Origin of the sequence: Tsukamurella ocularis (genome assembly GCF_024807615.1) — a bacterium.
In the GTDB taxonomy this organism is placed as follows: Bacteria; Actinomycetota; Actinomycetes; order Mycobacteriales; family Mycobacteriaceae; genus Tsukamurella; species Tsukamurella ocularis.
Genome location: NZ_JANUCJ010000001.1, coordinates 551,422 through 576,331, shown reverse-complemented (window position 1 = coordinate 576,331; position 24,910 = coordinate 551,422). Strand labels below are relative to the sequence as shown.

Genomic DNA, 24,910 nt, shown 5'->3' with positions numbered 1-24,910 from the left:
TGGGCAGCAGGTACGCGCTAGAACTGCAGCATAGACTAGAACAGGTTCCACTTGCCAGGGTTCGGCGGTGATCGGACGCCGGCGCCCCGCGGGGCACCGGCGCCGGACGGCCCGGTCCTCAGGTCAGCAGGGGATGGTGATCCGCTCGTAGGTCCCGGTGCTGGGCCGGAAGACCCACTTCGTCTGCGGCGTGCACCGCGGCGCGGGTGTCGTGACCCGCGGTGCGGTGCGCACGGGCGCGGCGACGGTCGTCTCGGGTGGCGGCGGTGCGACCGTGGTGGTCGCCCGGGGCGCCGGGATCGACGACGGCGCGGGGCTCGGGGTCGTGACGCTCGACGGAGCCGCCGCCGGTTCGGTGCTGCTGGGTGCGACCTTGTTCGACGGGACGGATCCCGACGGTGCCACCACGGGGCGCGGGTCCGTCGAAGGTCCGCTGCACATGCTCACGCTGACGGCGATCGCGGCGACGCAAAGCGCCGTGGCGGCCGCGATCGCGAGCACCCGGCCCGTGAACCCGCCGATGCGCGCGGAACTCGATGTGTCCGCCCGGTGGGTCATGACCTGGCCCCGTTCGGATCGTTCGCGGGCGCGGCGGCCGCTGTCGCAGTCATGCCTCCATCTTCGCAGCACGAGTCGTCGCGGGGGAAGGTGATCGAGATCCGAGTGGTGTTGGCGCACAGGGAGTTCAATGCGATGTCGATGTTGCACGATGATGAATCGATCGGGTTCTTTGCGACTCCGACGATCGCCAGGTAGGGGTGCATTACACCCTCGACGTCACCGCAAATCGAAGGACTGCTCAGTTGCGGCGGCCAGTCCGGCGCGACGGCCGAAGAAGCTCCCGTCACCGAGGCTGGTCCCGCTCGCGTAGCCGCCCGCGCACACCCCGGACGTGCACCGACCGGCCGCGAACAGGCCGGGGATCGGCGCACCGTCGGCGTGCAGGACCCGCGCGTCGACGTCCGTCCGCAACCCGCCCAGGGTGAATCCGGCGGTGAAGCCGCGCATGTCCCAGGCGGCCACCGGTCCGGCGAGTGGCCGGACCCACTGCTCCTTCTTGCACAGCAGGGGATCGGTGCCGTTCTCCGCGTGTCGGTTGTACGTGTCGACGGTGCTCGTCAGCGCGCCGGCGGGCAGGCCCATGTCGGACTCGAGCTCCGCGACCGTCTCGGCGGCCCAGGCCGGCGGCTGCCGGAAGTAGGGCGTCGACGTCTCGGTGGCGAGCGCCTCCTCGTGCGCGTCCATGTCCATGACCAGGTACGCCGCGTTGTCCTGCTGGATCAGTACGGCCTGGCCGATCCGCCCGCCATAGGTGTCCTCCGCGATGAATCGCTGGCCACGGCCGTTGACGAGGATCCCGCGGGCCATCATCTGGGGGTCGCCGAAGAAGGCGACCTCGGTCGCGTCCATGTGGGCCAGCGCGGCGCCCGCGGCCTGCGCCATGAGGATCCCGGCCCCGTCGTGCTCCTCGATCGCCGCGGCCGGGCGCCCGATCAGCCGCGGCGCGTAGGTCTCGATCATCTCCGCGTTGTAGGCGAAGCTGCCGGTGGCGAGGACGACGCCCCGTCGGGCCCGCACGTGCAGGTCCCGGCCGAAGCGCCGGGCGGCGAGGCCCTCCACGCGCCCGTCCGGGCCGGTGACCAGCGCCCGGGCGCGGATGTCGTACTCGGCGCGCACGCCGAGCGCCTCGGCGGTCTCGACCAGGGGCTTCATCAGCATGTACCCCGCCCCGCGCACGCCGGTCCGCTTGTCGGCCATCTGCGGGACGTGCCCGCGCGGTGCCGGCGTCGCCACCGTGTTGAAGGGGGCGGCGTTCTCGCCGCCGGAGTAGCCGAGGCCCTCGTCGTGCGGCACTTCCCAGCCCGGCTCGCCCCAGAACTCCTCCTTAAAGACCACGCCGCAGCCGGTAAGCCAGTCGTAGTGGTCGGTGCTGCCGTGGGCGTAGGCGTGGATCTTCGCCCCGTCGACGCCGGGGCCGAGCGCGGCGGTCAAGAAGGTCTCCATGTTCTCGGCGCTGTCCTCGAAGCCGAGTGCGCGCTGCAACGGAGTGCCTCCGCCGAGATAGATCCATCCGCCGGACAAGGCGGCCGCGCCGCCCCAACCGCCGGTGCGGTCGAGGACGAGGACGTCGGCGCCGGCGCGGGCCGCTTCGATCGCGGCGCAGACGCCCGCGACGCCGTACCCGGCGATCACCACGTCGGCCTCCAGATCCCAGGTCGGAACTTCGGCGGCGGGGACGGGGCGGCGGCTCTCGGGCATAGCTCTCCTCGGACGGTCTCGAAACCGGTTACATCAGCAAGATAGATGGATCCGAACCTTTGATGTAGCATTTCGCGTCAGAAAATGAGAACGTGTTCTAGTATCGATTCCAACGGCGGGCTTCGGGGTTCGTCAGAGGGTCTTCAGGAGGCGAGGAAAGATGAGCGATCAGAGCGTCGACGCGGTGCTGGCTGAGGTGGCGGAGCTGTTGCCCACCCTCCGGGACCGGGCGCAGGAGACGGAGGACGCGCGCCGGATCCCGGCCGAGTCCATCAAGGCGCTGCAGAAGAGCGGCTTCTTCCGCCTGCTGCAGCCCAAGCGCTACGGCGGCCTCGAGGCCGATCCGGTGGAGTTCTACACCGCGGTGAAGATGCTGGCGAGCGCCTGCGGCTCCACCGGCTGGGTCTCGTCCATCCTCGGTATCCACCCGTGGAACGTCGCCCTGTTCGACGACCGCGCGCAGCAGGAAGTGTGGGGCGAGGATCAGGACACCCTGATCTCCTCGTCGTACGCCCCGATGGGCAAGTCGGAGGTCGTCGAGGGCGGGTACCGCCTCTCGGGCAAGTGGAGCTTCTCTTCCGGCTGCGACCACGGTACGTGGGTGCTGCTCGGCGGACCGGCGTACAAAGACGGCAAGCCGGTCGACTTCCTGACCTACCTCGTGCCGATCAGTGACTACACGATCAACGACGTTTGGCGCACCGTCGGCCTCCGCGGCACCGGCAGCAACGACATCGTCGTCGACGACGTCTTCGTCCCCGCGCACCGCGCACTCAGCTTCCAACTGGTCAGCAAGTGCAAAGGCCCGGGCCAGGAGGTCAACACCAGCCCGCTCTACAAGATGCCCTTCGGTTCGGTGCACCCGTCCACCATCACCGCCCCGATCATCGGCATGGCACAGGGCGCCTACGACGCCCACGTCGAGCACCAGCGCAACCGCGTGCGCGCCGCCTATGCCGGCGAGACGGCGAAGGAGGACCCGTTCGCCATGGTCCGCGTCGCCGAGGCGGGCAGCGAGATTGACGCCGCCTGGCTCCAGCTGACCTCCAACATCAACGAGGAGTACGCGCTCGTCAAGGCCGGCGAGAAGATCCCGTTCAACCTGCGCCTCAAGGTCCGTCGCGACCAGGTGCGCGGCACCGAGCGCGCGATCTTCGCCGTGGACCGCATGTTCGAGAACTCGGGCGGTCGAGCTCTGGCCGAGGGCACGCCGATCCAACGGTTCTGGCGCGACGCCCACGCGGGCCGCGTGCACGCCGCGAACGACCCTGAGCGCGCCTACAAGATGTTCGGCACCGGCGAGTTCGGCCTGCCAGTCATGGACGGGATGGTCTAGCCGTGCCGGACCTCGATGTGGACGTCCTCAAGGAGGGGAAGTTCGCCACCACGGCAGCCGGTCTCACACTGCACTACCACGAGGCCGGTGAGGAGAACCGCGCCAACGGCACCGTCGTGCTCCTGCACGGCAGTGGTCCCGGCGTCTCCTCGTGGAGCAACTTCGGGAGGAACATCCCGGTCTTGGCTGAGCGTTTCCACGTACTCGCCGTCGACCAACCGGGCTTCGGACGCTCCGATAAGCCGACTGAGCACCCGCAGTACTTCGTGCACAGCGCGACCGCTCTCGCGGGTTTGCTCGATGTCCTCGGGGTTGCCGGACGCGTGCACTTGGTGGGCAATTCGCTCGGTGGCGGTACTTCGGTGCGGTTCGCCCTCGACTTCCCGGAGCGGGCGGGCCGGCTGGTGCTCATGGGCCCGGGCGGCCTCAGCGTGAACACCTTCGCCCCGGACCCCACCGAGGGCCTGCGCACCCTGCAGCGGTTCTACGCCGCACCCGGCAAGGAGCGGCTCGAGGACTTCCTGCGGATCATGGTCTTCGACCAGAAGATGATCACACCCGAACTCGTCGAGGAGCGCTTCGAGCTCGCACTCGACCCCGAGGCGATCGCTGCGTTCAAGGCGATGGGCAAGTCCTTCGCCTCCGCGGACTACGAGCAGGGCATGCTCTGGCGCGACGCCTACAAGCTGCGCCAACCCGTGCTCATGATCTGGGGCCGGGAGGACCGGGTCAACCCGCTCGACGGTGCCCTCCTCGCGCTCAAGCAGATCCCACGCGCCCAGCTGCACGTCTTCGGGCAGTGCGGCCACTGGGCGCAGCTCGAGAAGTTCGACGAGTTCAACCGGCTCACGGCCGATTTCCTCGCCGGCTGAAAAGGAGAAGTAGGTACATGGCGATCAAGGCACTCGGCTACATGCGCATCGAGGCCACCGACATGGCGGCCTGGCGTGAGTACGGGCTGAAGGTGCTCGGGATGATGGAGGGGACGGGCAACGATCCCGACTCCCTCTACCTGCGCATGGACGATTTCGCGGCCCGCCTCGTGATCGTGGCCGGCGAGAAGGACCGGCTCCTGGTCTCCGGTTGGGAGGTCACCGATGCCCTCGGTCTCCAGGAGCTCCGCGACACCCTCACCGCTGCGGGCGTCACCTTCGAGGAGGGCACCAAGGAGGAGAAGGCGGAGCGCCGCGTCGAGGGCCTGATCCGCTTCCAGGATCCGGCGGGCAACACGCTCGAGGCCTTCCACGGTGCGCAGTACCTCGGGCGGCGCTTCGTCAGCCCGTACGGCCACAGGTTCGTGACCGGCGAGCAGGGGCTCGGGCACGTCGTGCTCACGTGCACGGACGACGCTGCGGCGCAGGAGTTCTACCAGGGCGTGCTCGGCTTCCGGCTCCGCGACTCGATGCGCCTGCCCCCGCAGATGGTGGGGCGACCCGCGGACGGTGACCCGGCGTGGCTGCGCTTCTACGGTTGCAACCCGCGCCACCACGCGCTCGCCTTCCTGCCGCTGTCCAACCCGACGGGGATCGTCCACCTCATGGTGGAGGTGGAGAACTCCGACGACGTCGGGCTCGCGCTGGATCGTGCGAATCGCAAGAAGGTCAAGATGTCCGCCACCCTGGGCCGGCACATCAACGACAAAATGCTCTCCTTCTACATGAAGACGCCCGGTGGCTTCGACATCGAGTTCGGCTGCGAGGGGCTGGAAGTCGAGAACGACGACTGGATCGCGCGGGAGTCCACCGCGGTCAGCCTCTGGGGCCACGACTTCACCGTCGGCTTCAAGGAGCAGTGATGACCGCGCAGTCGGCGTCCGCGCCCATCGAACCGCTGGACTACCGGACGGCGATGGGGCACTTCTGCACCGGCGTCACGGTGATCACGGCCGCCGACGAGGAGGGCCCGGTCGGCTTCGCCTGCCAGTCCTTCTCGGCGCTGTCCCTTGACCCGCCGCTGGTCCTGTTCTGCCCGATGAAGACCTCGGGCGCCTGGCGCACCATCGAGCGCACCGGTCGGTTCGCTGTCAACGTGCTCGGCGAGGGGCAGCAGGACGTCAGTTCGATCTTCGGCTCGCGGCATTCCGACAAGTTCGGGGCGGTCGCGTGGAAGCCCTCGCGCACGGGATCGCCGCTGCTCGACGGCGCGCTCGGCTGGATCGACTGCGCCGTTGAGACGGTGCACGACGGCGGCGACCATCACATCGTGATCGGCCGGGTGCTCGAGCTGAGCGCGCCGAACGCGGGTCGTCCGCTGCTCTTCTACAAGGGCCGGTACACGCAGACGGTGACCGAGCCCGGCGAGGCGCTCCCGCGCACTCTGTCGCTCGACTCGTTCCTCACGTGGCCGGTGGGCGACGACTGGATCTGACCCGAACCCGCCGTGGCGCAGTGCCCTTCCTGGTAGTCAGGAAGGCACTGGCGTGCGTACGAGGAGATGACATGACGGAGCGGATCACCGCGCTGGACCTGCCCACGGGCGAGCTGAGCGAGGGCACGCGGAAGTACTTCGAGATCTGCCGCGAGAAGCTCGGCATGGTGCCGAACGTCCTGCAGTCGTTGTCCTTCGATGAGGCGAAGCTGCGCGCCTTCAGCGACACCTACAACGACCTCATGCTCGGCGATTCGGGCCTGTGCAAGCTGGAGCGGGAAATGATCGCCGTCGTGGTCTCGTCGGTGAACAAGTGCTTCTACTGCCTCACCGCACACGGCGCCGCGGTGCGGGAGCTGTCGGGCGATCCGGTGCTCGGCGAGATACTGGTGATGAACTTCCGTGCTGCGCAGCTGCCGCCGAGGCAACGGGCCATGCTGGAGTTTGCGGAGAAGCTCACGGAGGCGCCGTCGAAGATCGACGAGCCGGACCGGCAGCGGCTCCGCGACGCCGGGTTCAGCGACCGCGACGTCTACGATATCGCCGACACTGCGGCCTTCTTCAACATGACCAACCGCCTGGCCTCGGCGATCGACATGCGGCCGAACCCGGAGTACCACTCCGCCGCACGGTGACTCAGTCGGCGGGCAGCGCAGCGGTGAAGTAGCCGATCGTGTCTGCCATGAGCGACGCGTCCGCGGGGACGGTGTCCTGCACGCCGTAGCTGCGGCCCAGTTCCACCGGGTTCCCCGCCCGGGTGACGGTCCACCCCTGCGCGGTGAGGAATTCGGCCGGATCGGAACGGTCCTCGTCGGCGACGAACAGCGAGGTCACGTCGAAGTTGCCGAGAGGATTCCCCTTCTGCGAGTACTTCTCCGTGATCGCGCGGAAGCCGTTGAGGTCGAGCGGCCCGTTCTGGCCCTCCACGGCGACCCGGCTCCCCGGCGCGGAGAGTTCGACGATCCGCTCGAAGAGCAGCACCTGCGCTGCGGCGGGCAGATAGGGGAGCAGGCCCTCGACCAGCCAGGCGGTGGGTACCGCACCGTCGAACCCGGACGACTGCAGCGCGGCCGGCCAGTCGTCACGCAGGTCGACGGGGACGTGTCGGAGAGCCGCCGCGGGCGCCGCTCCGCGGTCCTCGAGCGTCTCCTCCTTGAACGACAGGACCTCCGCCTGGTCCAGTTCGTAGACGACGGTGCCCGCCGGGAGGTCGAGCCGGTACGCGCGGGAGTCCAGCCCCGCTGCGAGGATGACGACCTGCCGGACGCCGGCGGAGACGGCGCCCCGGACGAAGTCGTCGAAGTACCGGGTGCGCACGCCGAGGTGGCGGGTCGCGGCCATCGGATTGCCCGCGCCGTCACCGGCGTCCGCGAGTGCGATGGCGCGAGGATCGCCGGCCGCCTCGAGGAAGACCCGCGCGAACGGGTCCTGAGCGAGTGCGTCGGCGCGCTCGGTCTCGACGGCTCGCGCCGCGGCGACCAGCAGCGCGGTGAAGCCCACGCCGGTCGTGATCGTCCAGGTGTCGCCGTCGGTGCGCGCGGTGTCCGCCATGTTCGTCCCCTTCGCAAGTAGTTCGCCTACGAAAGTACTCCGGGCGCCGCGCCTCGGCAAGAACATGTTTCAGGAATGGGTGAGTTCCCGCCGCGCGAGGTGGTGTGCCGGGTCGCCGAACAGCTGCGACGAGGAGTGCGCGCGCTTAAAGTACAGGTGCGCGTCGTGCTCCCAGGTGATGCCGATGCCGCCGTGCAGCTGGATCATCTCCGCCGCGACGGCGCTGAACGCGTCGGAGCAGTAGGTCTTCGCCGTCGCGACCGCGAGCGCCGCATCGTCGTCGCCGCGGTCGAGCGCCTCGCCCGCAGCGAGGGCCGCGGACCGAGCGGACTCGACGAGCACCACCATGTCAGCCATCCGATGCTTGAGCGCCTGGAAGGAGCCGATCGGCCGGCCGAACTGCATCCGGTTGCCCGCGTACTCGACGGTGATCGCGAGGGCCTGTGCCGCTGCGCCGGCCTGCTCTGCCGCGAGGACCGCGCACGCGGCGTCGAGCGCTCGGCCCAACGAGGCTCCGGCGCCGTCCCGGAGGAGGCGGGCAGGCGCGCCGTCGAGGACGACCTCGGCGAACCGCCGGGTCGGGTCCATCGACGGGGTGTGCCGGCGGGCCGCCGCCGGGCCGTCGACGTGGTACAGCTCGTCGCCTGCGACGACGAGCAGATCGTCGGCGAGGTCGCCGTCGAGCACGAATCGCGCGCTCCCCGAGAGCGCGCCGTCGGTCGCCGTCACCGGGCGCGATGCGAAGTCCTCGCCGGCGAAGGCGACCGCCGCGATCCGCGCGCCGCTCGCGAGGTCTGCCAGCAGTTCGGCCTCGTCGGTGTCGGCGATCAGCGCGGTCGCGAGCACCGCGGAGCCGAGGAAGGGCGACGGGATCAGGTGTCGCCCCAGCTCCTCCGCCACCGTCTGCAGCGCGCGCACCCCGGCGCCGACACCGTCGTGCGCCTCGGGGACAGCTAGGGCGGCGACGCCGACCTGCTCGCACAACACCGACCACAGGCCGCGGTCGAACCCCTCGGGGGCCGCGATCGCGGCGCGCAGAGCGGCCGCCGACCACCGCCGGTCGACGACGCTGCGGACGGCACCGGCCAGATCGTCGAGTTCCGAACTCATCGCGCTGCCTTCCGGACCGCGTCGAGCACCGTCGCGCGGTGCTCGGCCTGGGTGCCCCACGCCGACTGCAGGGCTCGGACCTTCGTGATCCACAGGCCCAGGTCGTACTCCGCGGTGTAGCCGATGGCGCCGTGCACCTGCAGCGCGGTCCGCGCGGCCAGATAGGCGGCGTCCGCGGCGGCCACCCGCGCCGCCGCGACGTCGCGCGCGGGATCGAGATCGACGCCGCGGGAGGCGTTCCCCGACAGGGCCACGGCGGCCCCGCTCAGCAGCGGCGCCGCGAGCTCGAGCCGCGTCGCTACGTCCGCGAGGAGGTGCTTGATCGCCTGATACTCGCCGATCGCTTTCCCGTACTGGGCGCGGGCCTTCGCGTACTCGACGGTGTCGTCCAGCAGTCGCCGCCCCGCGCCGAGCAGCTGTGCCGCCACGGCGAGCGCCCCGGCCACCTCCGCCGATTGAACGACGTTCTGGAGATTGCGACCTGGGGTTTCTCCCTCCAGAACGTTGTTCAATCCCGTGGGGAAGAGGCGACGGGTCGGGTCGACCGAACCCAGGGGCCCGGTCGACGGTGCCTCGACGGTCGCGATCGCGCCGTCGGCGCCCACGACGAAGCGGAGGTCCGCGACGTCGGCGTCGAGCAGGAACGGGGTGCGCGGCGCGAGGGCGACGGTGCCGATCGCGCCGCCCGCGAGGGCACGGAGGTGCCCGGGGTCGCTGAGCAGCGCGGGCAGCACGGCGATGGACTCGACGACCGGTCCGGGCACGCCGTGATAGCCCAAGGCCTGGAAGGCGACGGCGAGATCGACGGGGTCGCCGCCGACGCCGCCGTGCTCCTCCGGGATCGCGAGGCCGGTCACGCCGAGGTCGGCGAGCGCCGCCCAGACCTTCCGGCCGGGCCCGCTGTCGCCGTCGGCCCAGGCACGGGCAGCTGCCACGACACCGGCCCGCGAGATCAGGTCGTCGAGCGACTGTCCGAAGGCGACGTTCTCGTCGGACTGTGCGAATCTCATCGGGCTCCCCGGGGTAGGCCGAGGAGACGCTCGGCGATGGTGTTGCGCTGGATCTGGTCGGTGCCGCCGTAGATGGGGCCCGCCAACGAGAACAGGTAGCCGGCCGGCCAACGCCCCGCGTCGGGAGCGGAATCGCCGGTGAGCTCGCCGCGCGGGCCGAGCAGATCGAGGGCAGTCTCGTGGAGCGCCACGTCCAGGTGGCTCCAGAACAGCTTGTTCACACTCGATTCCGGGCCGAGCTCGCCGCCGTCCTGCAGCCGGGTCACGGTGCCGAAGGTGTACAGCTGGTACGCGCGCGCCCCGATCCAGGCGTCGGCGACGCGCTGCGCGTCGGCGCTGGAGGTGTCGCCGTCCTCGCGCTCCCACAGGTCGACGAGGGCGTCGGCGGCCGAGAGGAAGCGACCCGGGCTGCGCAGTGAGAGACCGCGCTCGTTGTTGGCCGTCGTCATCGCGACGCGCCAGCCCTGGCCGGGCTCGCCGATCACGTCGGCGTCGGGCACGAAGACCTCGTCGAGGAAGATCTCCGCGAAGCCGGGCTGGCCGTCGAGCTGGGGAATCGGGCGCACGGTCACCCCCGGCGCACGCAGGTCGAACATCAGGTAGGTCAGACCGCGGTGGCGCTCCGACCCGGGCTCGCTGCGGAACAGGCCGAAGGCACCGTCGGCGAACGCGGCGCGGGAGCTCCACGTCTTCTGACCCGAGAGCTTCCAGCCCCCGTCGACGCGCGTCGCGGTCGAGCGCAGTGAGGCGATGTCGCTGCCCGCCTCCGGCTCCGACCAGGCCTGCGCCCACACCCGCTCCGAGCGGGCCATCGCCGGAAGGATCCGGGCGCGCTGCTCGTCGGTGCCGTGATTGAACAGGGTGGGCGCCAGCATGAACAGTCCGTTCTGGTTCACCCGCAGCGCTGCACCCGCGGCGTAGTACTCCTCCTCGAAGATCACCCACTGCAGCATCGTCGCATCGCGCCCGCCGAACTCGGCCGGCCAGGAGACCGCGGCCAGCCCGGCGTCGGCGAGCTTCGCCTCCCACGCCCGATGCGCGGCGAAGCCCTCGGCGGTGTCGAAGGAGGGGAGGGGCTCGGCCGGCACATTCGCGGCGAGCCAGGCGCGCACCTCGTCGCGGAAGGCGACGTCGGCGTCGCCGAACTCGAGGTCCACTACTCGGCCTTCCGCGCGGAGTCGCCGGTCGCGCTGCGCGCCCCGGACGCCATCGACTTGGCGCTCTGCCCGCCGAGGGAGTCGCCGCCGGAGACCTCGGCGTTGTGCGCATGCGCGAAGTGATGCAGGCCGAACACCGAGTCCATGCCGGCCCGCAGGCCCATGAGGTCCTCGCACTGGTTGACGGCCTTCTTCGTCAGGGCCAGACCGAAACTCGGCATCTCCGCGATCCGCTCGGCGAGCGCGAGTGTCTCCTCCTCGAGCTCGCCGCGGGGCACGACGCGGTTGACCATGCCCCACTCCTTGGCCTGCTGCGCCGAGAAGCGGTCACCCGTGAACAGGAACTCCTTGGCGGCCCGCGGACCCATGACCCACGGGTGCGCGAAGTACTCGACGCCGGGGATGCCCATGCGCACCACGGGGTCCGAGAAGAAGGCGTCGTCGGAGGCGACGATGAGGTCGCAGCTCCACGCCAGCATCAGCGCGCCCGCGATGCAGGCCCCCTGCACCGAGGCGATCACGGGCTTCGGGATCTCCCGCCAGCGCCGGCACATGCCGAGGTACACCTCGGACTCGCGCGCGAAGCGCTGGTCGCCGCCCTCGCGACCCACGTGGTCCCACCAGAGCACGGCCTTGTTCTCGAAGTGCTGGTTGACGTCGCGGCCCGGAGTGCCGATGTCGTGCCCGGCCGAGAAGTGCTTCCCGTTGCCCGCCAGCACGATCACCTTGACCGCCGGGTCTTCCACCGCGCGCACGAAGGCCGCGTCGAGCGCGTAGGTCATGGCCGAGTTCTGCGCGTTGCGGTACTCGGGACGGTTCAGGGTGACAACGGCGACGGGGCCGCGCACCTCGTAGGTCACCACCTCCGCCTCGGGGGTCGCGTCGGGGGCGGGTGTGCTGTCGGTCATCGCTTCTCTCCTGCTGCAGGGTCGCTCTCGCCGCGCAGGACGCGCTTGAGCACCTTTCCGGTCGCGTTGCGCGGTAGCTCGCTCACGAACTCCACGCTGCGGGGGACTTTGAAGTTGGCCAGGAACTCCCGGCAGTGCTCGATCACGGCGTCCTCGGTCAGATCACGTCCGGCGGTGAGCACGACGAAGGCCTTGCCGACCTCGCCGAGGCGCGGCTCGGGGACGCCGACTACGGCGCTCTCGGCGACGCCCGGGATCCGGGCGATCACCTGCTCGATCTCCGCCGGGTAGACGTTGAACCCGCCGTTGGTGAACATGTCCTTGATGCGGTCGGTGATCCGCAGGTTCCCCGCATCGTCCATCGATCCGGCGTCGCCGGTGTGGAACCAGCCGTCGGCGTCGAAGGCCTTGGCCGTCGCCTCGGGATCCTCGAAGTACTCGGCGACCACGTTGGGCCCGCGTACCAGGATCTCGCCGTCGTCCGCGATCCGCACCTCCATGTCGCGCACCGCCCGGCCGGAGGTCGCGGCGATCACCTCGGGGGCGTCGTCCGCCCGGCACATCGTGACGACGGGGGCCTCCGAGAGGCCGTAGGCGGTGAGCACGCGCTCGTACAGTTCGGCGCGCATGCGCTCGATCAGGACGACGGGGATCGTGGCCGCGCCGGTGGTGGCGGCCCGCAGGCTCGACAGGTCGTACTGCGCACGATCGGGGTGGTCCAGCAGCATCTGGTGGACGGTGGGCACACCAGGAAGGATCGAGATCCGCTCCCGCTGAATGAGTTCGAAGGCCGCTGCGACGTCGAAAGTCTGCGCCGGGTAGATCGCGGCGCCGCTCTGGAGTGCGGCGAGGATCCCCGCCTTGAAGCCGAAGATGTGGAAGAACGGGCTGAGGATCAGATAGCGGTCCGCGTCTGTGACACCCACCAGCTCGGCCCAGTTCGCGGCGTTCGCCAAGGTCTGGGCATGGGTGCTGATCGCCCCTTTGCTGCGGCCGGAGGTGCCGGAGGTGAAGAAGATGTCTGACGGGTCGTCGGGCGTCACCGCGGCGGCCGCCGCGTCGAGCTCGGTGTCGGCGATCCGAGAGCCCCGCGCCGGGACCCCGCCCCACTCCGGCAGTCGGAGGACGGAAGCGATGTCGTCGGGGAGGCCGCCGGCGGTCGTGATGACGAGCTCGAGTCGGTCGACGCCGAGGAACGGCCCGGCCACCACGAAGGCCCGTGCGCGGGTGCGCACGAGCAGGTCGACGATCTCCGGGCCTGTGTACCGGGTGTTGACGGGGATCAGCACGGCGCCGATGTACGCGGCGCCGAGCGCGGCCTCGATCCACTCGTGCCCGTTCGGCGCGCACACGGCGACGCGGTCGCCCCGTCGGATCCCCTCCGCGAGGAGCGCCCGGGCGACGTCGCGAGCGCGGCTGTGCAGATCCGCGTACCTGATCCGCAGGTCGCCGTCGACCACGGCGGTGTGCTCGCCGAATTGTTCCGCGGCGGCGCGCAGCGCTGCTGCAATGGTGCGTGACATGCGCAAACCCTTCTGCCTAGCAAGTGCTTGGTAGAACACGTTACAGTGCGACTCGAGTCTGTGTAACCTGATTCCACCAAGCAATTGCTTGGTGGATGGCGAAGGGAGTGCCGTGGCCACGGCGAGCGGCGAGACGGACGCGGAATTCCGGGCGCGGATCCACGACTGGCTCGCGACCAACCTGTCCGGCGAGTTCGCCGGACTCCGCGGCGCGGGCGGCCCAGGGCGCGAGCACGAGTTCTTTGACGAGCGCGTCGCCTGGGAGCGGCATCTGGCCGCTGCCGGGCTGAACTGCATAGGCTGGCCGGCCGAGAACGGCGGTGGCGGGGCGAGTATCGCGCAGCAGGTGATCTTTCACGAGGAGTACGCCCGCGCCGGCGCACCCGCGAAGGTCTCGCACCTCGGCCAGGAGCTCCTGGGGCCCACGCTCATCTCCTTCGGCAGCGACGAGCAGAAGACACGCTTCCTGCCCGCCATCCGCGATGTCCGCGAACTGTGGTGCCAGGGCTACTCCGAGCCCGGCGCCGGCTCCGACCTGGCGAACGTCAGCACCACGGCACGCCTCGAGGGCGACGAGTGGGTCATCTCCGGACAGAAGGTCTGGACCTCCCTCGCACACGTCGCCGACTGGTGCTTCGTGGTCGCCCGCACCGAGCCCGGCTCCGCCCGCCACAAGGGCCTGTCCTACCTGCTCGTCCCCATGGACCAGCCGGGCGTCGAGGTCCGGCCGATCGTGCAGCTCACCGGCACCTCGGAGTTCAACGAGGTCTTCTTCGACGGTGCTCGCACCGCCGCGGCCAACGTGGTCGGCGAGCCCGGCCAGGGCTGGCGGGTCGCCATGGGGACGCTCGCCTTCGAGCGCGGCGTCGCCACCCTCGGTCAGCAGATCGGCTTCCGTCGTGAACTGCAGACGCTCACCGACCTCGCCCTCGACACCGGTGCCGCCGACCGCCCCGAGGTGGCCGATGCCCTCCGTCGCGCGTGGACCGAGCTCGACGTGATGCGGGCGCACGCCCTGCGCGCGCTCGGCTCCGCCGAGACCGGCACCGCCGAGGTTGCGAAACTGCTGTGGGCCAACTGGCACCGCCGGTTGGGCGAGATCGCGATGACGGTGCGCGGCGCCGCCGGCCTGCTCGCAGACCCGGAGCTGGACGAGTGGCAGCGCCTGTACCTGTTCACCCGAGCCGACACGATCTACGGCGGCTCCAACGAGATCCAGCGCAACATCATCGCCGAGCGTGTGCTCGGCCTGCCGAGAGAGGCCCGCCCGTGAGCGCCATCCCAGCACCCCCATATCCCCAGGGGCGCAACCTCGTCGAGGGAAAGGTCGTCGTCGTTACGGCTGCCGCCGGCACCGGTATCGGCTCCGCGACCGCGCGGCGCTGCCTCGAGGAGGGTGCCCGCGTCGTCATCTCCGACTGGCACGAGCGGCGCCTCGGCGAGAAGCGTGAAGAGCTCGCCGCCGAGTTCGGCGACCGAGTGCACGCGATCACCTGCGACGTCACCGTCGAGGAGCAGGTGCAGGCCATGCTCGACGGGGCCGCCGAGCGCTACGGCCGGATCGACGTGCTGGTCAACAACGCCGGCCTCGGCGGCAGCGTCGCCGTGCAGGACATGACCGACGAGCAGTGGTCCCGCGTGCTCGACGTAACCCTCACAGGAACCTTCCGCGCCACCCGCGCCGCCATCAACCGGTTCATCGCACAGGGCGGGGGCGGCGTCATCGTCAACAACGCCTCCGTGATCGGCTGGCGTGCCCAGGCCGAGCAGGCGCACTACGCCGCCGCGAAGGCGGGCGTCATGGCGCTCACCCGCTGCTCCGCCGTCGACGCGGCGCCGCACGGTGTCCGGATCAACGCCGTCTCGCCCAGCATCGCCATGCACGCCTTCCTCGCGAAGGTCACCTCGGACGAGTTGCTCGACGAGCTCTCGCGCCGCGAGGTCTTCGGTCGTGCCGCCGAGCCCTGGGAGGTCGCGAACGTGATCGTCTTCCTGGCCTCCGACTACAGTTCCTATATGACCGGCGAGGTGGTCTCGGTGAGCAGTCAGCATGCCTAAGCCGGATCCGTCCGCGCGGCGTGCAGAGGTCCTGTCCCTGAGCGCGAAACTGTTCGCGGAGAACGGTTACCGCGCGACGACCGTGCGAGACATCGCCGACGCCGCGGGTATCCTCTCGGGGAGCCTGTACCACCACTTCGACTCCAAAGAGTCGATGATCGACGAGATCCTCCGGGACTTCCTCGACCGGCTCTTCGGCGAGTACCGTGCCGTCCTCGCGGCCGTCGATGGGGCGCGGGACCAGCTGCGCGGCTGCGTCATCGCCTCGTTCGCCGCGATCGATGCGAGCCCCGACGCCGTCGCGATCTACCAGTCGGAGGCGCGCGGCCTCGCACAGCAGGAGCGCTTCGCCTACATCGCCGACTTCCTGGAGGAGTTCCGCTCCATGTGGCGAGGAATCATCACACGGGGTATCGAATCCGGGGACTTCCGAGCGGATCTCGACGTCGACGTCACCTACCGCTTCCTCCGCGACACCGTCTGGGTCGCAGTCCGCTGGTACCGACCCGGCGGGCAGCTGCCCGTAGGCACGGTCGCCGACCAGTACCTCACGATCCTGGAGCACGGGATCGCCAGCCCTGAGAAGGAGCAACCATGACCGACCTCGCCCCCGGCGCCTACATCCTCGACGCAGTCCGTACCCCGTCAGGCAAACGCGGCGGTTCGCTGTCGACGGTGCATTCCGCCGATCTCGGCGCGCACGTCTTGCGCGCCTCGGTTTTGCGCTCTGGCGTCGACCCGGAACTCGTCGACGATGTGATCATGGGGTGCTGCGACACCATCGGCCCGCAGTCCGGCAACATCGCCCGCACGTCCTGGCTGGCCGCCGGTCTGCCGGAACAGGTGCCCGGGGTCACCGTCGACCGGCAGTGCGGTTCGAGTCAGCAGTCGGTCCACTTCGCGGCACAGGCCGTCCTCTCCGGCACGGCGGACGCCGTGGTCGCCGCCGGCGTGCAGAACATGAGCGCGGTCCCGATCAGTGCGGCCATGCTTGCAGGCCGTGAGTACGGCTTCGACGATCCGTTCTCCGGCTCGGTCGGCTGGCGCGAGCGGTACGGCGACGTCGAGGTCTCGCAGTTCACCAGTGCCGACATGATCGCCGCCAAATGGGGCGTATCCCGCACCCGGATGGAAGAGTTCGCGCTCGCCAGTCACGAGCGGGCCATCGCCGCTACCGACGAGGGCAGGTTCGAAGCAGAGATCGCCCCGGTCGAGGACTTCGCGATCGATGAGACTCCCCGTCGGGGAACGACGCTGGAGAAGATGGCCGGACTGGCCCCGCTCGCGGAGGGGTCCGCGATCACCGCCGCCGTCGCCAGCCAGATCGCCGACGGCGCGGCCGCCGTCATGGTGGCCTCCGCCGACTTCGTCCAGCGCCACGGGCTGCGGCCCCGGGCGCGGATCCACCACATCTCGGTCCGCGCCGCGGACCCGGTGTGGATGCTCACCGGCCCGATCCCCGCCACGCGGTACGCACTGCAGAAGACGGGGCTCACCATCGGTGACATCGACCTCTTCGAATGCAATGAGGCCTTCGCCTCCGTGCCGCTGGCCTGGATGGACGAGCTCGGAATCCCGCACGACAAGGTCAATGTCAACGGGGGCGGGATCGCGTTGGGCCACCCGCTGGGTGCGACCGGCGCCAAATTGATGACGACGCTGCTGCACGAGCTCGAGCGGCGTGACGCGCGCTACGGCCTGCAGACGATGTGTGAGGGTGGCGGGACCGCCAACGTCACCATCATCGAGCGGATCTGACGAGGTACATAGCTGAACCCGCGCACGCCGTGCGCCTGCCGGTGTGCACCCAGCAATCGATAGGGTGAAGGCAGGGGAGCGTTCGGCGTGCGGTCCGCGAGAAGCGGGTGAGGGAGGGGCCTGATACCGAGACCGGACCGGCGGCGGGGGTCCTCCGCAGAATCCGCCGCCGGCCCGTGCCCCGTTCCCCGACGCGTCGCCGCGGCGGGGCGGGATCAGGCGCGCAGTCGTGCCAGTTCGTCGAGCCGCGACTCCGCGTCGACGACGATGCGGGCGATGAGGTCGGCCACCGTCGGAAGGTCGTCGATGATCCCGGCGACCTGGCCCGAGGCGAGGACCCCCGCGTCGGTGTTTCCCTCGACGAGACCGGCGCGCAACAGCATCGGCGTGTTCGCCGACATCATGAGCTGGCTCCACGAGCGTTCGCCGCTCTTCTTCATCGCGAGTCCCTCGCCCACGAGGCCTTTCCAGGACATGCCGGTCAGCGCCTGGAAGCGGACTGTGTTGAGGGCGGCGTGTGCGAGCGTCGCGACGCCGTGCGAACGCTCGAGTGCGTCGACCAGCGCGGTGCGTAGGACCCGGTGCGGCATCCCGTCGACCTTGGTGGTGACGACGGTGTCGCCGAGGCCGCGCTGCAGGTACTCGGCTTTCACCGACTCGGGGACCCGGCTGTCCCGGGTGAGGAGGAATCGGGTGCCCATGGCGACGCCGGAGGCGCCGTAGGCGAGTGCCGCAGCGAGGCCGCGGCCGTCGAAGAAGCCGCCGGCGGCGACGACGGGGATGTCCACGGCGTCGAGGACCGACGGCAGGAGCAACGTGGTGGCAACGCCGCCGGTGTGGCCACCGCCCTCGCCGCCCTGCACGATCACGGCGTCGGCGCCCCACGAGGCCACCTTCTCCGCGTGCCGTGCCGCGCCCACCGACGGAATCACCACGAGCCCGGCGTCCTTGAGCTTGGCGATCATGTCCGGCTTCGGCGCGAGCGCGAACGAGGCCACCTTGACGCCCTCGCGGATGAGGAGGTCCACGCGCTGCTGCGCGTCCTCCGCATCGGCGCGGAGGTTGACGCCGAAGGGATTATCGGTGCGCTCCTTGGTCTTGAGGATCGCGGCCTCGAGCTCGGGGTAGGTCATCGTCGCGGATGCGAGGATCCCCAGCCCACCGGCGTTCGCGGTGGCCGCGGTCAGGTGGGCGCCGGAGACCCAGCCCATGCCGGTCTGCACCACGGGGTGCTCGACGCCGACCAGCTCGGTGAAGCGGGTCCGCAAGGTCATGCCGGGACCTCCTTGCTGCGCAGGTTCTTCGGGTCCACCACGGTGCGGATCAGATCGAGCTCCTCGGTGGTGGGCACGCGGGTCTCCGGCACGCCGGTGCCGGTGAGGGCGAAGCCGGTGGCTTCGCGCACCTGGTCCTCCGTGACGCCGGGATGCACCGACAGCAGCGTCATCGTGCCGTCGTAGTCGAAGCCGAGGACCGCGAGATCGGTGACCACGCGGTGGATGTCGTGGAACCGCGAGGCGGTCGTCCCGGCCGCGCGTGCCCGGTCGTATCCCACGCCGCTGACGACGTCGACGGTGTCCACGAAGACGCGCGTCGAGTGCTTCGGGATCCAGTAGGAGGTCCGGTTGTTCACGGTGTTGCCGGGTCCGCCGCGCACGCCGAGCAACTGGCGCGACGGCGCCCGGTGCTCGCCGATCGCGGAGATGTTCTGGTTGCCGTACCGGTCGATCTGGCTGGCGCCCATGATGACGTGGCGCTTGCCGTGCGGGACCACCACGTCGAGCACCTTCTTGAAGGGCTGCCAGCCCTCGATGCCGGCGGACGGATTCGCCGCATCGGCGACGAGGTAGGCCTCTCCGTCGGAGAGCAGCAGGTCGGGGGCGAAGGTCAGGCGCGCGAGGCGCCCGCCCAGCGACGGGATCAGGCCCATAGGGCTGGCGGTGATCTCGCCGTCGCCGCGGAACAGATCGGCGATCGCGGTCACGCAGACCTCGGCGCGGGTGATGTCGGTCATTTGGTCGTCTCCTCCGCCGCCCATGCGGCCACCTCAGCCTGGTAGCGCGCTTCGTCGCCGGAGAGGAACCGCTGCTCGAACGCGGCCCACGCGGCGCGATCCTTGGCGCTCGCGGCGTAGTGCCGCTGGAACTTCTCGTCTCGCCCGTAATCGGGGGCGGCGGTGGTGAAATGCGCGCCGTTCGGCGTCTCCACCACTCCCGCCACGGCGCTGCGGTTGATGATGAGCGACTGCACGGGGCCGCCGGCCACCAGCTCCTCGGTTGAGACGATCCGCTCGCAGGAGACGTAGCACCGGTCGGCGGCGAGCGCGAAGTCGTCGTCGAAATACGGGTCGGGGCCCAGGTACTGGGCGTTGCCGCGCGCATCGGCGCGGTTCATGTGCACGAGCGCGGCGTCGAGCCGCAGTGCCGGGACCGCCACCAGTTCCTCGCCGTCGGCGTAGGGGGAGACGATGGTGCGCAGGTCCGGATTGACGTCCATGACCGAGGAGCCGAGGCCGGCGCGGATCGGCAGGAAGGGCAGGCGCTGCACCGCGGCCTTCAGGCTGGCGGCGAACATGCCCTCGTCCCACTCGGCGACCTCGATCGCGCCGGACTGGCGGGCGCGCGCGAAATTCGGGTCGATGGGCACGGTGTCGAGGGTGACGAAGCCGAAGACCAGCTTCCGGATCTTCCCGGCCGCGGCGAGCAGGCCGACGTCGGGGCCGCCGTAGGACACCACGGTCAGGTCCTTGAGGTCGGAGCGCAGGATCGCGCGCACCAGGGCCATCGGCTTGCGCCGCGAGCCCCAGCCTCCGATGCCCAGCGTCATGCCGTCCTCGAGCTCGGCGACCACCTGCTCTGCGGTCATGGTCTTGTCGATCATGCGTTCTCCTGTGCTGCGTCGTCGGAAACAGGTCGCCCGCTCGCTCCGCTCCCGGCGCTGGACGCCTCGCCGACCGTGCGGCCGGTGGAGACGAACTCGCGGCGGTGCTCGTCCGAGTAGCCCGCCAGATTGAGTTCGAAGGTGAAGCCCTGCTCGAACCGGTAGCTGGTGTGGACGTTCACCGGGTCGATGCCGTTGATCGCCTCCTTCGCCTTGCGGATCACGCGGGTGTCCTTGGCGGCGATGTCCCGGGCCACCTCGAGGGCGGCGCCGTCGAGCTCGGCGCGGGGCACCACGCGGTACACCGAGCCGAAATGATGCAGCTGCTGGGCGGTGATCGTCCCGGCGGTGAAGTACAGGGTGCGCATCAGGTGCTGCGGCACGAGCCGGGCGAGGTGCGTCGCGGCGCCGAGCGCGCCGCGATCCACCTCGGGCAGGCCGAAGGTCGCATCGTCGGAGGCGACCACGACGTCCGCGTTGCCGACGAGGCCGATGCCGCCGCCGAGGCAGAAGCCGTTCACCGCGATGATCACGGGCACCGCGCAGTCGTAGACCGCGGAGAAGGCCGCGGCGCAGCCCTGGTTCGCACCGATGAGGGCGCCGTAGCCGTCGCCGGCGGCCTGCGCCGCGTCGATCTCCTTGATGTCGACGCCGGCGTTGAAGCCGCGGCCCTCCGCGCGGACCACCACGACGTGGCACGACGGGTCGCGTCCGGCCTCGGTGATGGCGCTCGCGAGGTCGAACCAGCCCTGCACGGTGAGGGCGTTGACGGGGGGTGCGTCGACGGTGATCGTGTGGATCCCGGGCTCGTCGACGGTGGTCGTGATCGGTGAAGGCACACCGACTCCTTCGAGGTAGACAGGTAGAACGTGATCTAAACCGAGCAATTGCTTGGTACGCTACCACCGAAGCCCGGCCGACCGGAATGGGAAGTGGTGAATCTTGTGGCGAACGCACCTGCGGGGCGCGATCTCGGACTCGACGACGCGGTGGTGCTGGTCACCGGCGGCGTCCGGGGGATCGGCGCGGGCGTCGCCCGTGTCTTCCTCCGGCAGGGCGCCACGGTGGTGGTGTGCGCGCGCAGGGAACCCGAGAGTCCGGTCGAGGCCGACGGTGCCGTCGCCGAATTCGTGGCCGCCGACGTCCGCGAGCCCGAGCAGGTCGACGCCCTGATCGCGGGCATCGTCGAGCGGCACGGCCGGCTCGACGTGCTCGTCAACAACGCCGGGGGAGCGCCCTTCTCGGACGCGGCCACGGCGTCGCCCCGGTTCCACGAGAAGGTCGTCGGGCTCAATCTGCTGTCCCCGTTGCTGGTCGCGCAGCGAGCGAACGCGGTGATGCAGGAGGCCGGCAGCGGGGTGATCGTCAACGTCTCGAGCGTCAGCGCCACGCGCCCGTCGCCCGGCACCGCCGCCTATGGAGCGGCGAAGGCCGGTCTCGACTCCCTCACCGCGAGCCTCGCGGTGGAGTGGGCGCCCGCCGTGCGGGTGAACGCGCTCGACGTGGGCATGGTGCGCACCGAGGCGGCCGAGCAGCACTACGGCGACGACGCCGGGATCGCGGCGATCGGCGCAACCGTGCCCTTGGGCCGGCTCGCCGACCCCGAGGAGGTGGGGGCGTGCGCCGCCTTCCTGGCTTCGGCGCTCGCGTCCTACGTCACCGGCGCGACACTGCTCGTCCATGGCGGCGGCGAACGCCCCGCTTTCCTGGCCGCGGCGAACGCCGAGCGCGACGCGCGGTAGATCCGAACCACGAACGAGGAGAAGAACAATGACAGGAATCGTCGACGGTCGCGTCGTCATCGTCACCGGCGCGGGCCGCGGCATCGGCCGCGCACACGCACTGGCCTACGCCGCGGAGGGCGCGGCCGTGGTGGTCAACGACTACGGCGTCGGGCTCGACGGCGCGGACGCCTCGTCGGGCCCCGCCCAGCAGGTCGTGGACGAGATCCGCGCCGCCGGCGGCCGCGCCATCGCGAACGCCTCCGACGTCGCGGACTGGGACGGCGCGCAGGCGCTGGTGCGCAGCGCGATCGACGAGTTCGGCCGGCTGGACGTGCTGGTGAACAACGCGGGCTTCCTCCGTGACCGGATGCTGGTGAACATGTCCGAGGCGGAGTGGGACGCGGTGACCCGGGTGCACCTCAAGGGGCACTTCGCCGTGCTGCGCCACGCGGCGGGCTACTGGCGCGACGAGTCCAAGGCGGGGCGGCGGCCCGACGCCCGAGTGATCAACACGAGCTCCGGAGCGGGCCTGCTCGGCAGCGTGGGGCAGGGCAACTACGCTGCGGCCAAGGCAGGCATCGCCGAGATGACGATCCAGGCCGCCGCCGAGATGGGGCGCTACGGCATCACCGTCAACGCGATCGCGCCCGCCGCGCGCACCCGCATGACCGAGGTGACCTTCGCCGACGACATGGCCGCGCCCGAGGGCGGTTTCGACGCGATGGCGCCCGAGAACATCTCACCGCTGGTGGTGTGGCTCGGCAGCGTCGAGTCCGCCGATGTCACGGGCCGGGTGTTCGAGGTCGAGGGCGGCAAGGTGTCCGTCGCGCAGGCCTGGCGGCACGGCCCGCAGCGCGACAAGGGCGCCCGTTGGGCGCCGTCGGAGCTGGGTACCGTCGTGCGCGAATTGATCGCCGAGGGGCCGGCGCCGGAGCCCGTGTACGGGGCCTGATCCCCGGAACGACGATACCGGCCGCGCGGGAGGGGATCTCCGCGCGGCCGGCCGCGTCTCGGTGAGGGGGTGTTCCGAGTCTGTGGGCTCAGTCGAGCCGGCCGGACTCCGCGAAGAACTGCACCAATTCGGTGGCGGTGGTCGCCATCGTACGCGGTGCGTAGCCGAGTTCGTTGCGGGCCTTGCTGATATCGACCAGCGGCGACGCGAACAGCGGGCCGAGGGCCGCCTTGGACAGCACGTCCGACCCGAGTCGGGCGTTGATCGGTTCCAGGACGGGCATGATCGCGGCGAGCGCTCCGATAGGCACCGCCACCCTCGGCCCCGACTTGCCGGCGGCCTGCGCCGAGAGTCGCATCGCATCGATGATCGGCGTGAATTCGCCACCCAGGAGGTAGTTCTCGCCCGTGCGTCCCTTCTCGGCCGCGAGCATGACGCCCGTCGCCACGTCGCGCACGTCGACCAGGTCGAAGCCGGCCTTGGAGACGAAGGCGGGCATCCGGCCGCGGGCCGCTGTGTGCGCGAGGCGGTTCAGGCGCGAGAGCGCGGCACCGTGGTCGGCGGGTCCCCAGACGCCGGTGGGGTTGCAGATGGTGGCGTCGAGCCCGTCGTCGATAACCTTACGGAGCTCTTGCTCGCCCGCCCACTTGGATCGGTCGTAGACAGGGATCTCGGGCCGCTCGGACCGCGGCGCCGTTTCGTCGATGACGTCGACAAGATCCTGGTCGAAGGCGTGGATAGAGCTCAGGTGCACCATTTTCCGCACGCCCGCGTCGAGCGCCGCGCGCGCCACCACGCGCACGCCCTCCGTGTTCAGGCGCCACGCGGCCTCGTCCTGCATCCGCAGCGTGATCATGGCGACCAGGTGGTAGACCACCTCGACGCCCTCGAGCGCTGCACGCATCTCGCTGGGTTCGAGCACGCTGGCCTGCACCCAGCGCACGCCCTCCGGGGCGTGCGCCGAGCTGGCGCGGTCGATCGCGACCACCTCGTGGCCCTGCTCGACGAGCTGCTGCAGGAGGTTCCCGCCCACGAATCCGGCCGCGCCGGTGACTGCTACGCGCATCGGCTCAGATCCGCTCGATGATGGTGCCGGTCGCCATCGCGCCGCCGCAGCACATCGCGATGAGGGCGGTCGACGCGTCGCGGCGCTCCAGCTCGTGCAGCGCGGTGGTGATGAGGCGGGCGCCGGTGGAGCCCACCGGATGTCCGAGCGCGATGGCGCCGCCGTTGACGTTGACCTTGTCCGGGTCGGGGCCGATGACCTGCTGCCAGGACAGCACGACGGAGGCGAAGGCCTCGTTGACCTCGAACAGGTCGATGTCGCTCAGCGAGCGGCCGGAGCGCTCAAGCACACGCTCGGTGGCGCGGATCGGGCCGTCGAGGTGGTAGTACGGTTCCCCGCCGACGAGGGCCTGCGAAACGATGCGGGCGCGCGGCTTGAGGCCGAGCGCGGCGGCGCGGTCGGAGTCCATGAGCAGGACGGCGGCGGCACCGTCGGACACCTGGGAGGAGGTTCCCGCAGTGTGCCGACCCCCGTCGAGCATGGGCTTGAGCTTGGCGAGCCCCTCCGCGGTGCTCTCGCGCGGGCCCTGGTCTCGGGAGACCTCGATCGTCTCGCCGGTGGGCGCACCGTCGGCCATCGCGGGCGCCTTGAGCGAGACGACCTCGCGGTCGAAGCGACCCTCCTGCCAGGCCTGCAGGGCCTTGCGCTGGGAGGCGAGACCGAAGGCGTCGATGTCCTCGCGGGTGAGGTCGCGGCGCTCGGCGATCCGCTCGGCGGCGAGGAACTGGTTGGGCATGTCGATGGTCCACGACGGGGGCCGCGAGGTGCCGAGGCCCTCCGGCCGGTTCGCGCCCAGCGGAATCCGGCTCATGGACTCGACGCCGCACGAGAGGCCGACCTCGATCGCGTCGGTCGCGATGAGGCCCGCGATCAGGCCGGTGGCCTGCTGCGCGGAGCCGCACTGCGCGTCGATCGTCGTGGCGCCGGTCAGCTCGGGCAGGCCGGCGTTGAGCCACGCCGTGCGCGTGATGTTGCCGGCCTGCTCGCCGGCCTGGGTGACGTTGCCGCCGATGATCTGCTCGACCTGTGCCGGATCGACGCCGGCGTGCTCGAGGAGTGCGGTGACGGTGCCGCCGAGGAGTTCGGCGGGGTGCAGTCCGCTCAGCCAGCCGCCCCGCTTGCCGATGGGGCTGCGGACGGCGTCGACGATGACGGGGATGCCCATATCGATCGTTCCTCACATTCTCGGCTCGCCCCGATTGGGTAGAGCACGTTCTCGATTGTGGCGCCGATCTCCGGCTCTGTCGAGCC

Annotated in this window: 25 protein-coding genes; 11 read left to right on the top strand and 14 right to left on the bottom strand. The window is 70.5% G+C overall.

Translation table 11 applies throughout. From position 1 onward, the window contains the following. Positions 1-123 precede the first annotated feature (123 nt). Complete coding sequence (locus HNP44_RS02880; RefSeq protein ID WP_259141547.1) at positions 124-558, bottom strand: hypothetical protein; 435 nt, start codon at positions 556-558, stop codon at positions 124-126. Positions 559-777: 219 nt separating this feature from the next. After that, the gene (locus HNP44_RS02875) at positions 778-2,259 is read right to left on the bottom strand and encodes an FAD-dependent oxidoreductase (protein WP_259141548.1); all 1,482 of its coding nucleotides are present in this window, start codon (positions 2,257-2,259) and stop codon (positions 778-780) included. 160 nt (positions 2,260-2,419) lie between these two features. On the opposite strand from HNP44_RS02875, the gene hsaA reads away from it, so the two are divergent. The 5 genes from hsaA (at position 2,420) to HNP44_RS02850 (ending at position 6,597) form a co-directional block, all read left to right on the top strand. Beyond that, positions 2,420-3,595, top strand: coding sequence for a 3-hydroxy-9,10-secoandrosta-1,3,5(10)-triene-9,17-dione monooxygenase oxygenase subunit (gene hsaA, locus HNP44_RS02870; protein ID WP_259141549.1), 1,176 nt, complete (start codon positions 2,420-2,422; stop codon positions 3,593-3,595). A gap of 2 nt (positions 3,596-3,597) precedes the next feature. Beyond that, positions 3,598-4,467 carry a 4,5:9,10-diseco-3-hydroxy-5,9,17-trioxoandrosta-1(10),2-diene-4-oate hydrolase gene (gene hsaD / locus HNP44_RS02865; RefSeq protein WP_259141550.1) on the top strand — a complete coding sequence of 290 codons (870 nt, stop codon included), beginning with the start codon at positions 3,598-3,600 and terminating at the stop codon, positions 4,465-4,467. A gap of 17 nt (positions 4,468-4,484) precedes the next feature. Next, positions 4,485-5,390, top strand: coding sequence for an iron-dependent extradiol dioxygenase HsaC (hsaC, locus tag HNP44_RS02860; protein ID WP_259141551.1), 906 nt, complete (start codon positions 4,485-4,487; stop codon positions 5,388-5,390). Then, positions 5,390-5,962, top strand: coding sequence for a 3-hydroxy-9,10-secoandrosta-1,3,5(10)-triene-9,17-dione monooxygenase reductase subunit (hsaB, locus tag HNP44_RS02855; RefSeq protein ID WP_259141552.1), 573 nt, complete (start codon positions 5,390-5,392; stop codon positions 5,960-5,962). The genes hsaC and hsaB overlap by 1 nt, the downstream gene beginning before the upstream one ends. Positions 5,963-6,033: 71 nt before the next feature. Beyond that, positions 6,034-6,597 (top strand): peroxidase-related enzyme, encoded by a 564-nt coding sequence (locus tag HNP44_RS02850; protein ID WP_259141553.1) that lies wholly within the window; start codon positions 6,034-6,036, stop codon positions 6,595-6,597. Between the two features lies 1 nt (position 6,598). Here HNP44_RS02850 and HNP44_RS02845 read toward each other — a convergent pair whose 3' ends face one another. From HNP44_RS02845 to HNP44_RS02820, 6 genes are all read right to left on the bottom strand, one after another. Then, complete coding sequence (locus HNP44_RS02845; RefSeq protein WP_259141554.1) at positions 6,599-7,513, bottom strand: class I SAM-dependent methyltransferase; 915 nt, start codon at positions 7,511-7,513, stop codon at positions 6,599-6,601. Positions 7,514-7,582: 69 nt separating this feature from the next. Then, positions 7,583-8,623, bottom strand: coding sequence for an acyl-CoA dehydrogenase family protein (locus tag HNP44_RS02840; protein WP_259141555.1), 1,041 nt, complete (start codon positions 8,621-8,623; stop codon positions 7,583-7,585). After that, positions 8,620-9,633, bottom strand: coding sequence for an acyl-CoA dehydrogenase family protein (locus HNP44_RS02835; protein ID WP_259141556.1), 1,014 nt, complete (start codon positions 9,631-9,633; stop codon positions 8,620-8,622). Before HNP44_RS02835 ends, HNP44_RS02840 begins: the two co-directional genes overlap by 4 nt. Beyond that, positions 9,630-10,790 (bottom strand): acyl-CoA dehydrogenase family protein, encoded by a 1,161-nt coding sequence (locus HNP44_RS02830; protein ID WP_259141557.1) that lies wholly within the window; start codon positions 10,788-10,790, stop codon positions 9,630-9,632. The genes HNP44_RS02835 and HNP44_RS02830 overlap by 4 nt, the downstream gene beginning before the upstream one ends. Then, entirely contained in the window at positions 10,790-11,698 is a 909-nt protein-coding gene (locus HNP44_RS02825) for an enoyl-CoA hydratase (protein ID WP_259141558.1), read from the bottom strand. The genes HNP44_RS02830 and HNP44_RS02825 overlap by 1 nt, the downstream gene beginning before the upstream one ends. Further along, positions 11,695-13,221, bottom strand: a complete 1,527-nt coding sequence (locus HNP44_RS02820) for a FadD3 family acyl-CoA ligase (protein ID WP_259141559.1) — start codon at positions 13,219-13,221, stop codon at positions 11,695-11,697. Before HNP44_RS02820 ends, HNP44_RS02825 begins: the two co-directional genes overlap by 4 nt. A gap of 112 nt (positions 13,222-13,333) precedes the next feature. Here HNP44_RS02820 and HNP44_RS02815 point away from each other — a divergent pair, with 112 nt between their 5' ends. From HNP44_RS02815 to HNP44_RS02800, 4 genes are read left to right on the top strand one after another with little or no spacing between them, the layout of a single operon-like run. Next, positions 13,334-14,494: an acyl-CoA dehydrogenase family protein gene (locus tag HNP44_RS02815; RefSeq protein ID WP_259141560.1), complete on the top strand. Its 1,161-nt coding sequence runs from the start codon at positions 13,334-13,336 to the stop codon at positions 14,492-14,494. Beyond that, positions 14,491-15,279, top strand: a complete 789-nt coding sequence (locus tag HNP44_RS02810) for an SDR family oxidoreductase (protein WP_374758721.1) — start codon at positions 14,491-14,493, stop codon at positions 15,277-15,279. The genes HNP44_RS02815 and HNP44_RS02810 overlap by 4 nt, the downstream gene beginning before the upstream one ends. Continuing rightward, entirely contained in the window at positions 15,272-15,877 is a 606-nt protein-coding gene (locus HNP44_RS02805) for a TetR/AcrR family transcriptional regulator (protein ID WP_259141561.1), read from the top strand. Before HNP44_RS02810 ends, HNP44_RS02805 begins: the two co-directional genes overlap by 8 nt. Beyond that, complete coding sequence (locus tag HNP44_RS02800; RefSeq protein WP_259141562.1) at positions 15,874-17,037, top strand: acetyl-CoA C-acetyltransferase; 1,164 nt, start codon at positions 15,874-15,876, stop codon at positions 17,035-17,037. Before HNP44_RS02805 ends, HNP44_RS02800 begins: the two co-directional genes overlap by 4 nt. 215 nt (positions 17,038-17,252) lie before the next feature. On the opposite strand, the gene HNP44_RS02795 is transcribed toward HNP44_RS02800, so the two are convergent. Genes HNP44_RS02795 through HNP44_RS02780 form a run of 4 tightly spaced genes read right to left on the bottom strand, consistent with a single transcriptional unit; the run spans position 17,253 to position 20,756 of the window. Continuing rightward, positions 17,253-18,311 carry an NAD(P)H-dependent flavin oxidoreductase gene (locus tag HNP44_RS02795; RefSeq protein ID WP_259141563.1) on the bottom strand — a complete coding sequence of 353 codons (1,059 nt, stop codon included), beginning with the start codon at positions 18,309-18,311 and terminating at the stop codon, positions 17,253-17,255. Beyond that, positions 18,308-19,051, bottom strand: coding sequence for a CoA-transferase subunit beta (locus HNP44_RS02790; RefSeq protein WP_259141564.1), 744 nt, complete (start codon positions 19,049-19,051; stop codon positions 18,308-18,310). Before HNP44_RS02790 ends, HNP44_RS02795 begins: the two co-directional genes overlap by 4 nt. Then, positions 19,048-19,917, bottom strand: coding sequence for a CoA transferase subunit A (locus HNP44_RS02785; RefSeq protein ID WP_259141565.1), 870 nt, complete (start codon positions 19,915-19,917; stop codon positions 19,048-19,050). Before HNP44_RS02785 ends, HNP44_RS02790 begins: the two co-directional genes overlap by 4 nt. Further along, positions 19,914-20,756: an enoyl-CoA hydratase family protein gene (locus HNP44_RS02780; protein WP_259141566.1), complete on the bottom strand. Its 843-nt coding sequence runs from the start codon at positions 20,754-20,756 to the stop codon at positions 19,914-19,916. The genes HNP44_RS02785 and HNP44_RS02780 overlap by 4 nt, the downstream gene beginning before the upstream one ends. Before the next feature lie 105 nt (positions 20,757-20,861). On the opposite strand from HNP44_RS02780, the gene HNP44_RS02775 reads away from it, so the two are divergent. Both HNP44_RS02775 and HNP44_RS02770 read left to right on the top strand, forming a co-directional pair. Further along, on the top strand, positions 20,862-21,659 hold the full coding sequence (locus HNP44_RS02775; protein ID WP_259141567.1) for an SDR family oxidoreductase: 798 nt from the start codon (positions 20,862-20,864) through the stop codon (positions 21,657-21,659). Between the two features lie 28 nt (positions 21,660-21,687). Continuing rightward, positions 21,688-22,593: an SDR family oxidoreductase gene (locus tag HNP44_RS02770; RefSeq protein ID WP_259141568.1), complete on the top strand. Its 906-nt coding sequence runs from the start codon at positions 21,688-21,690 to the stop codon at positions 22,591-22,593. An 88-nt stretch (positions 22,594-22,681) separates the two neighbouring features. On the opposite strand, the gene HNP44_RS02765 is transcribed toward HNP44_RS02770, so the two are convergent. Next, a complete protein-coding gene (locus HNP44_RS02765; protein ID WP_259141569.1) occupies positions 22,682-23,659 on the bottom strand; it encodes an NAD-dependent epimerase/dehydratase family protein in 978 nt (325 codons plus the stop codon). A 4-nt stretch (positions 23,660-23,663) separates the two neighbouring features. Then, the gene (locus HNP44_RS02760; RefSeq protein WP_259141570.1) at positions 23,664-24,824 is read right to left on the bottom strand and encodes a steroid 3-ketoacyl-CoA thiolase; all 1,161 of its coding nucleotides are present in this window, start codon (positions 24,822-24,824) and stop codon (positions 23,664-23,666) included. Positions 24,825-24,910: the final 86 nt, after the last annotated feature.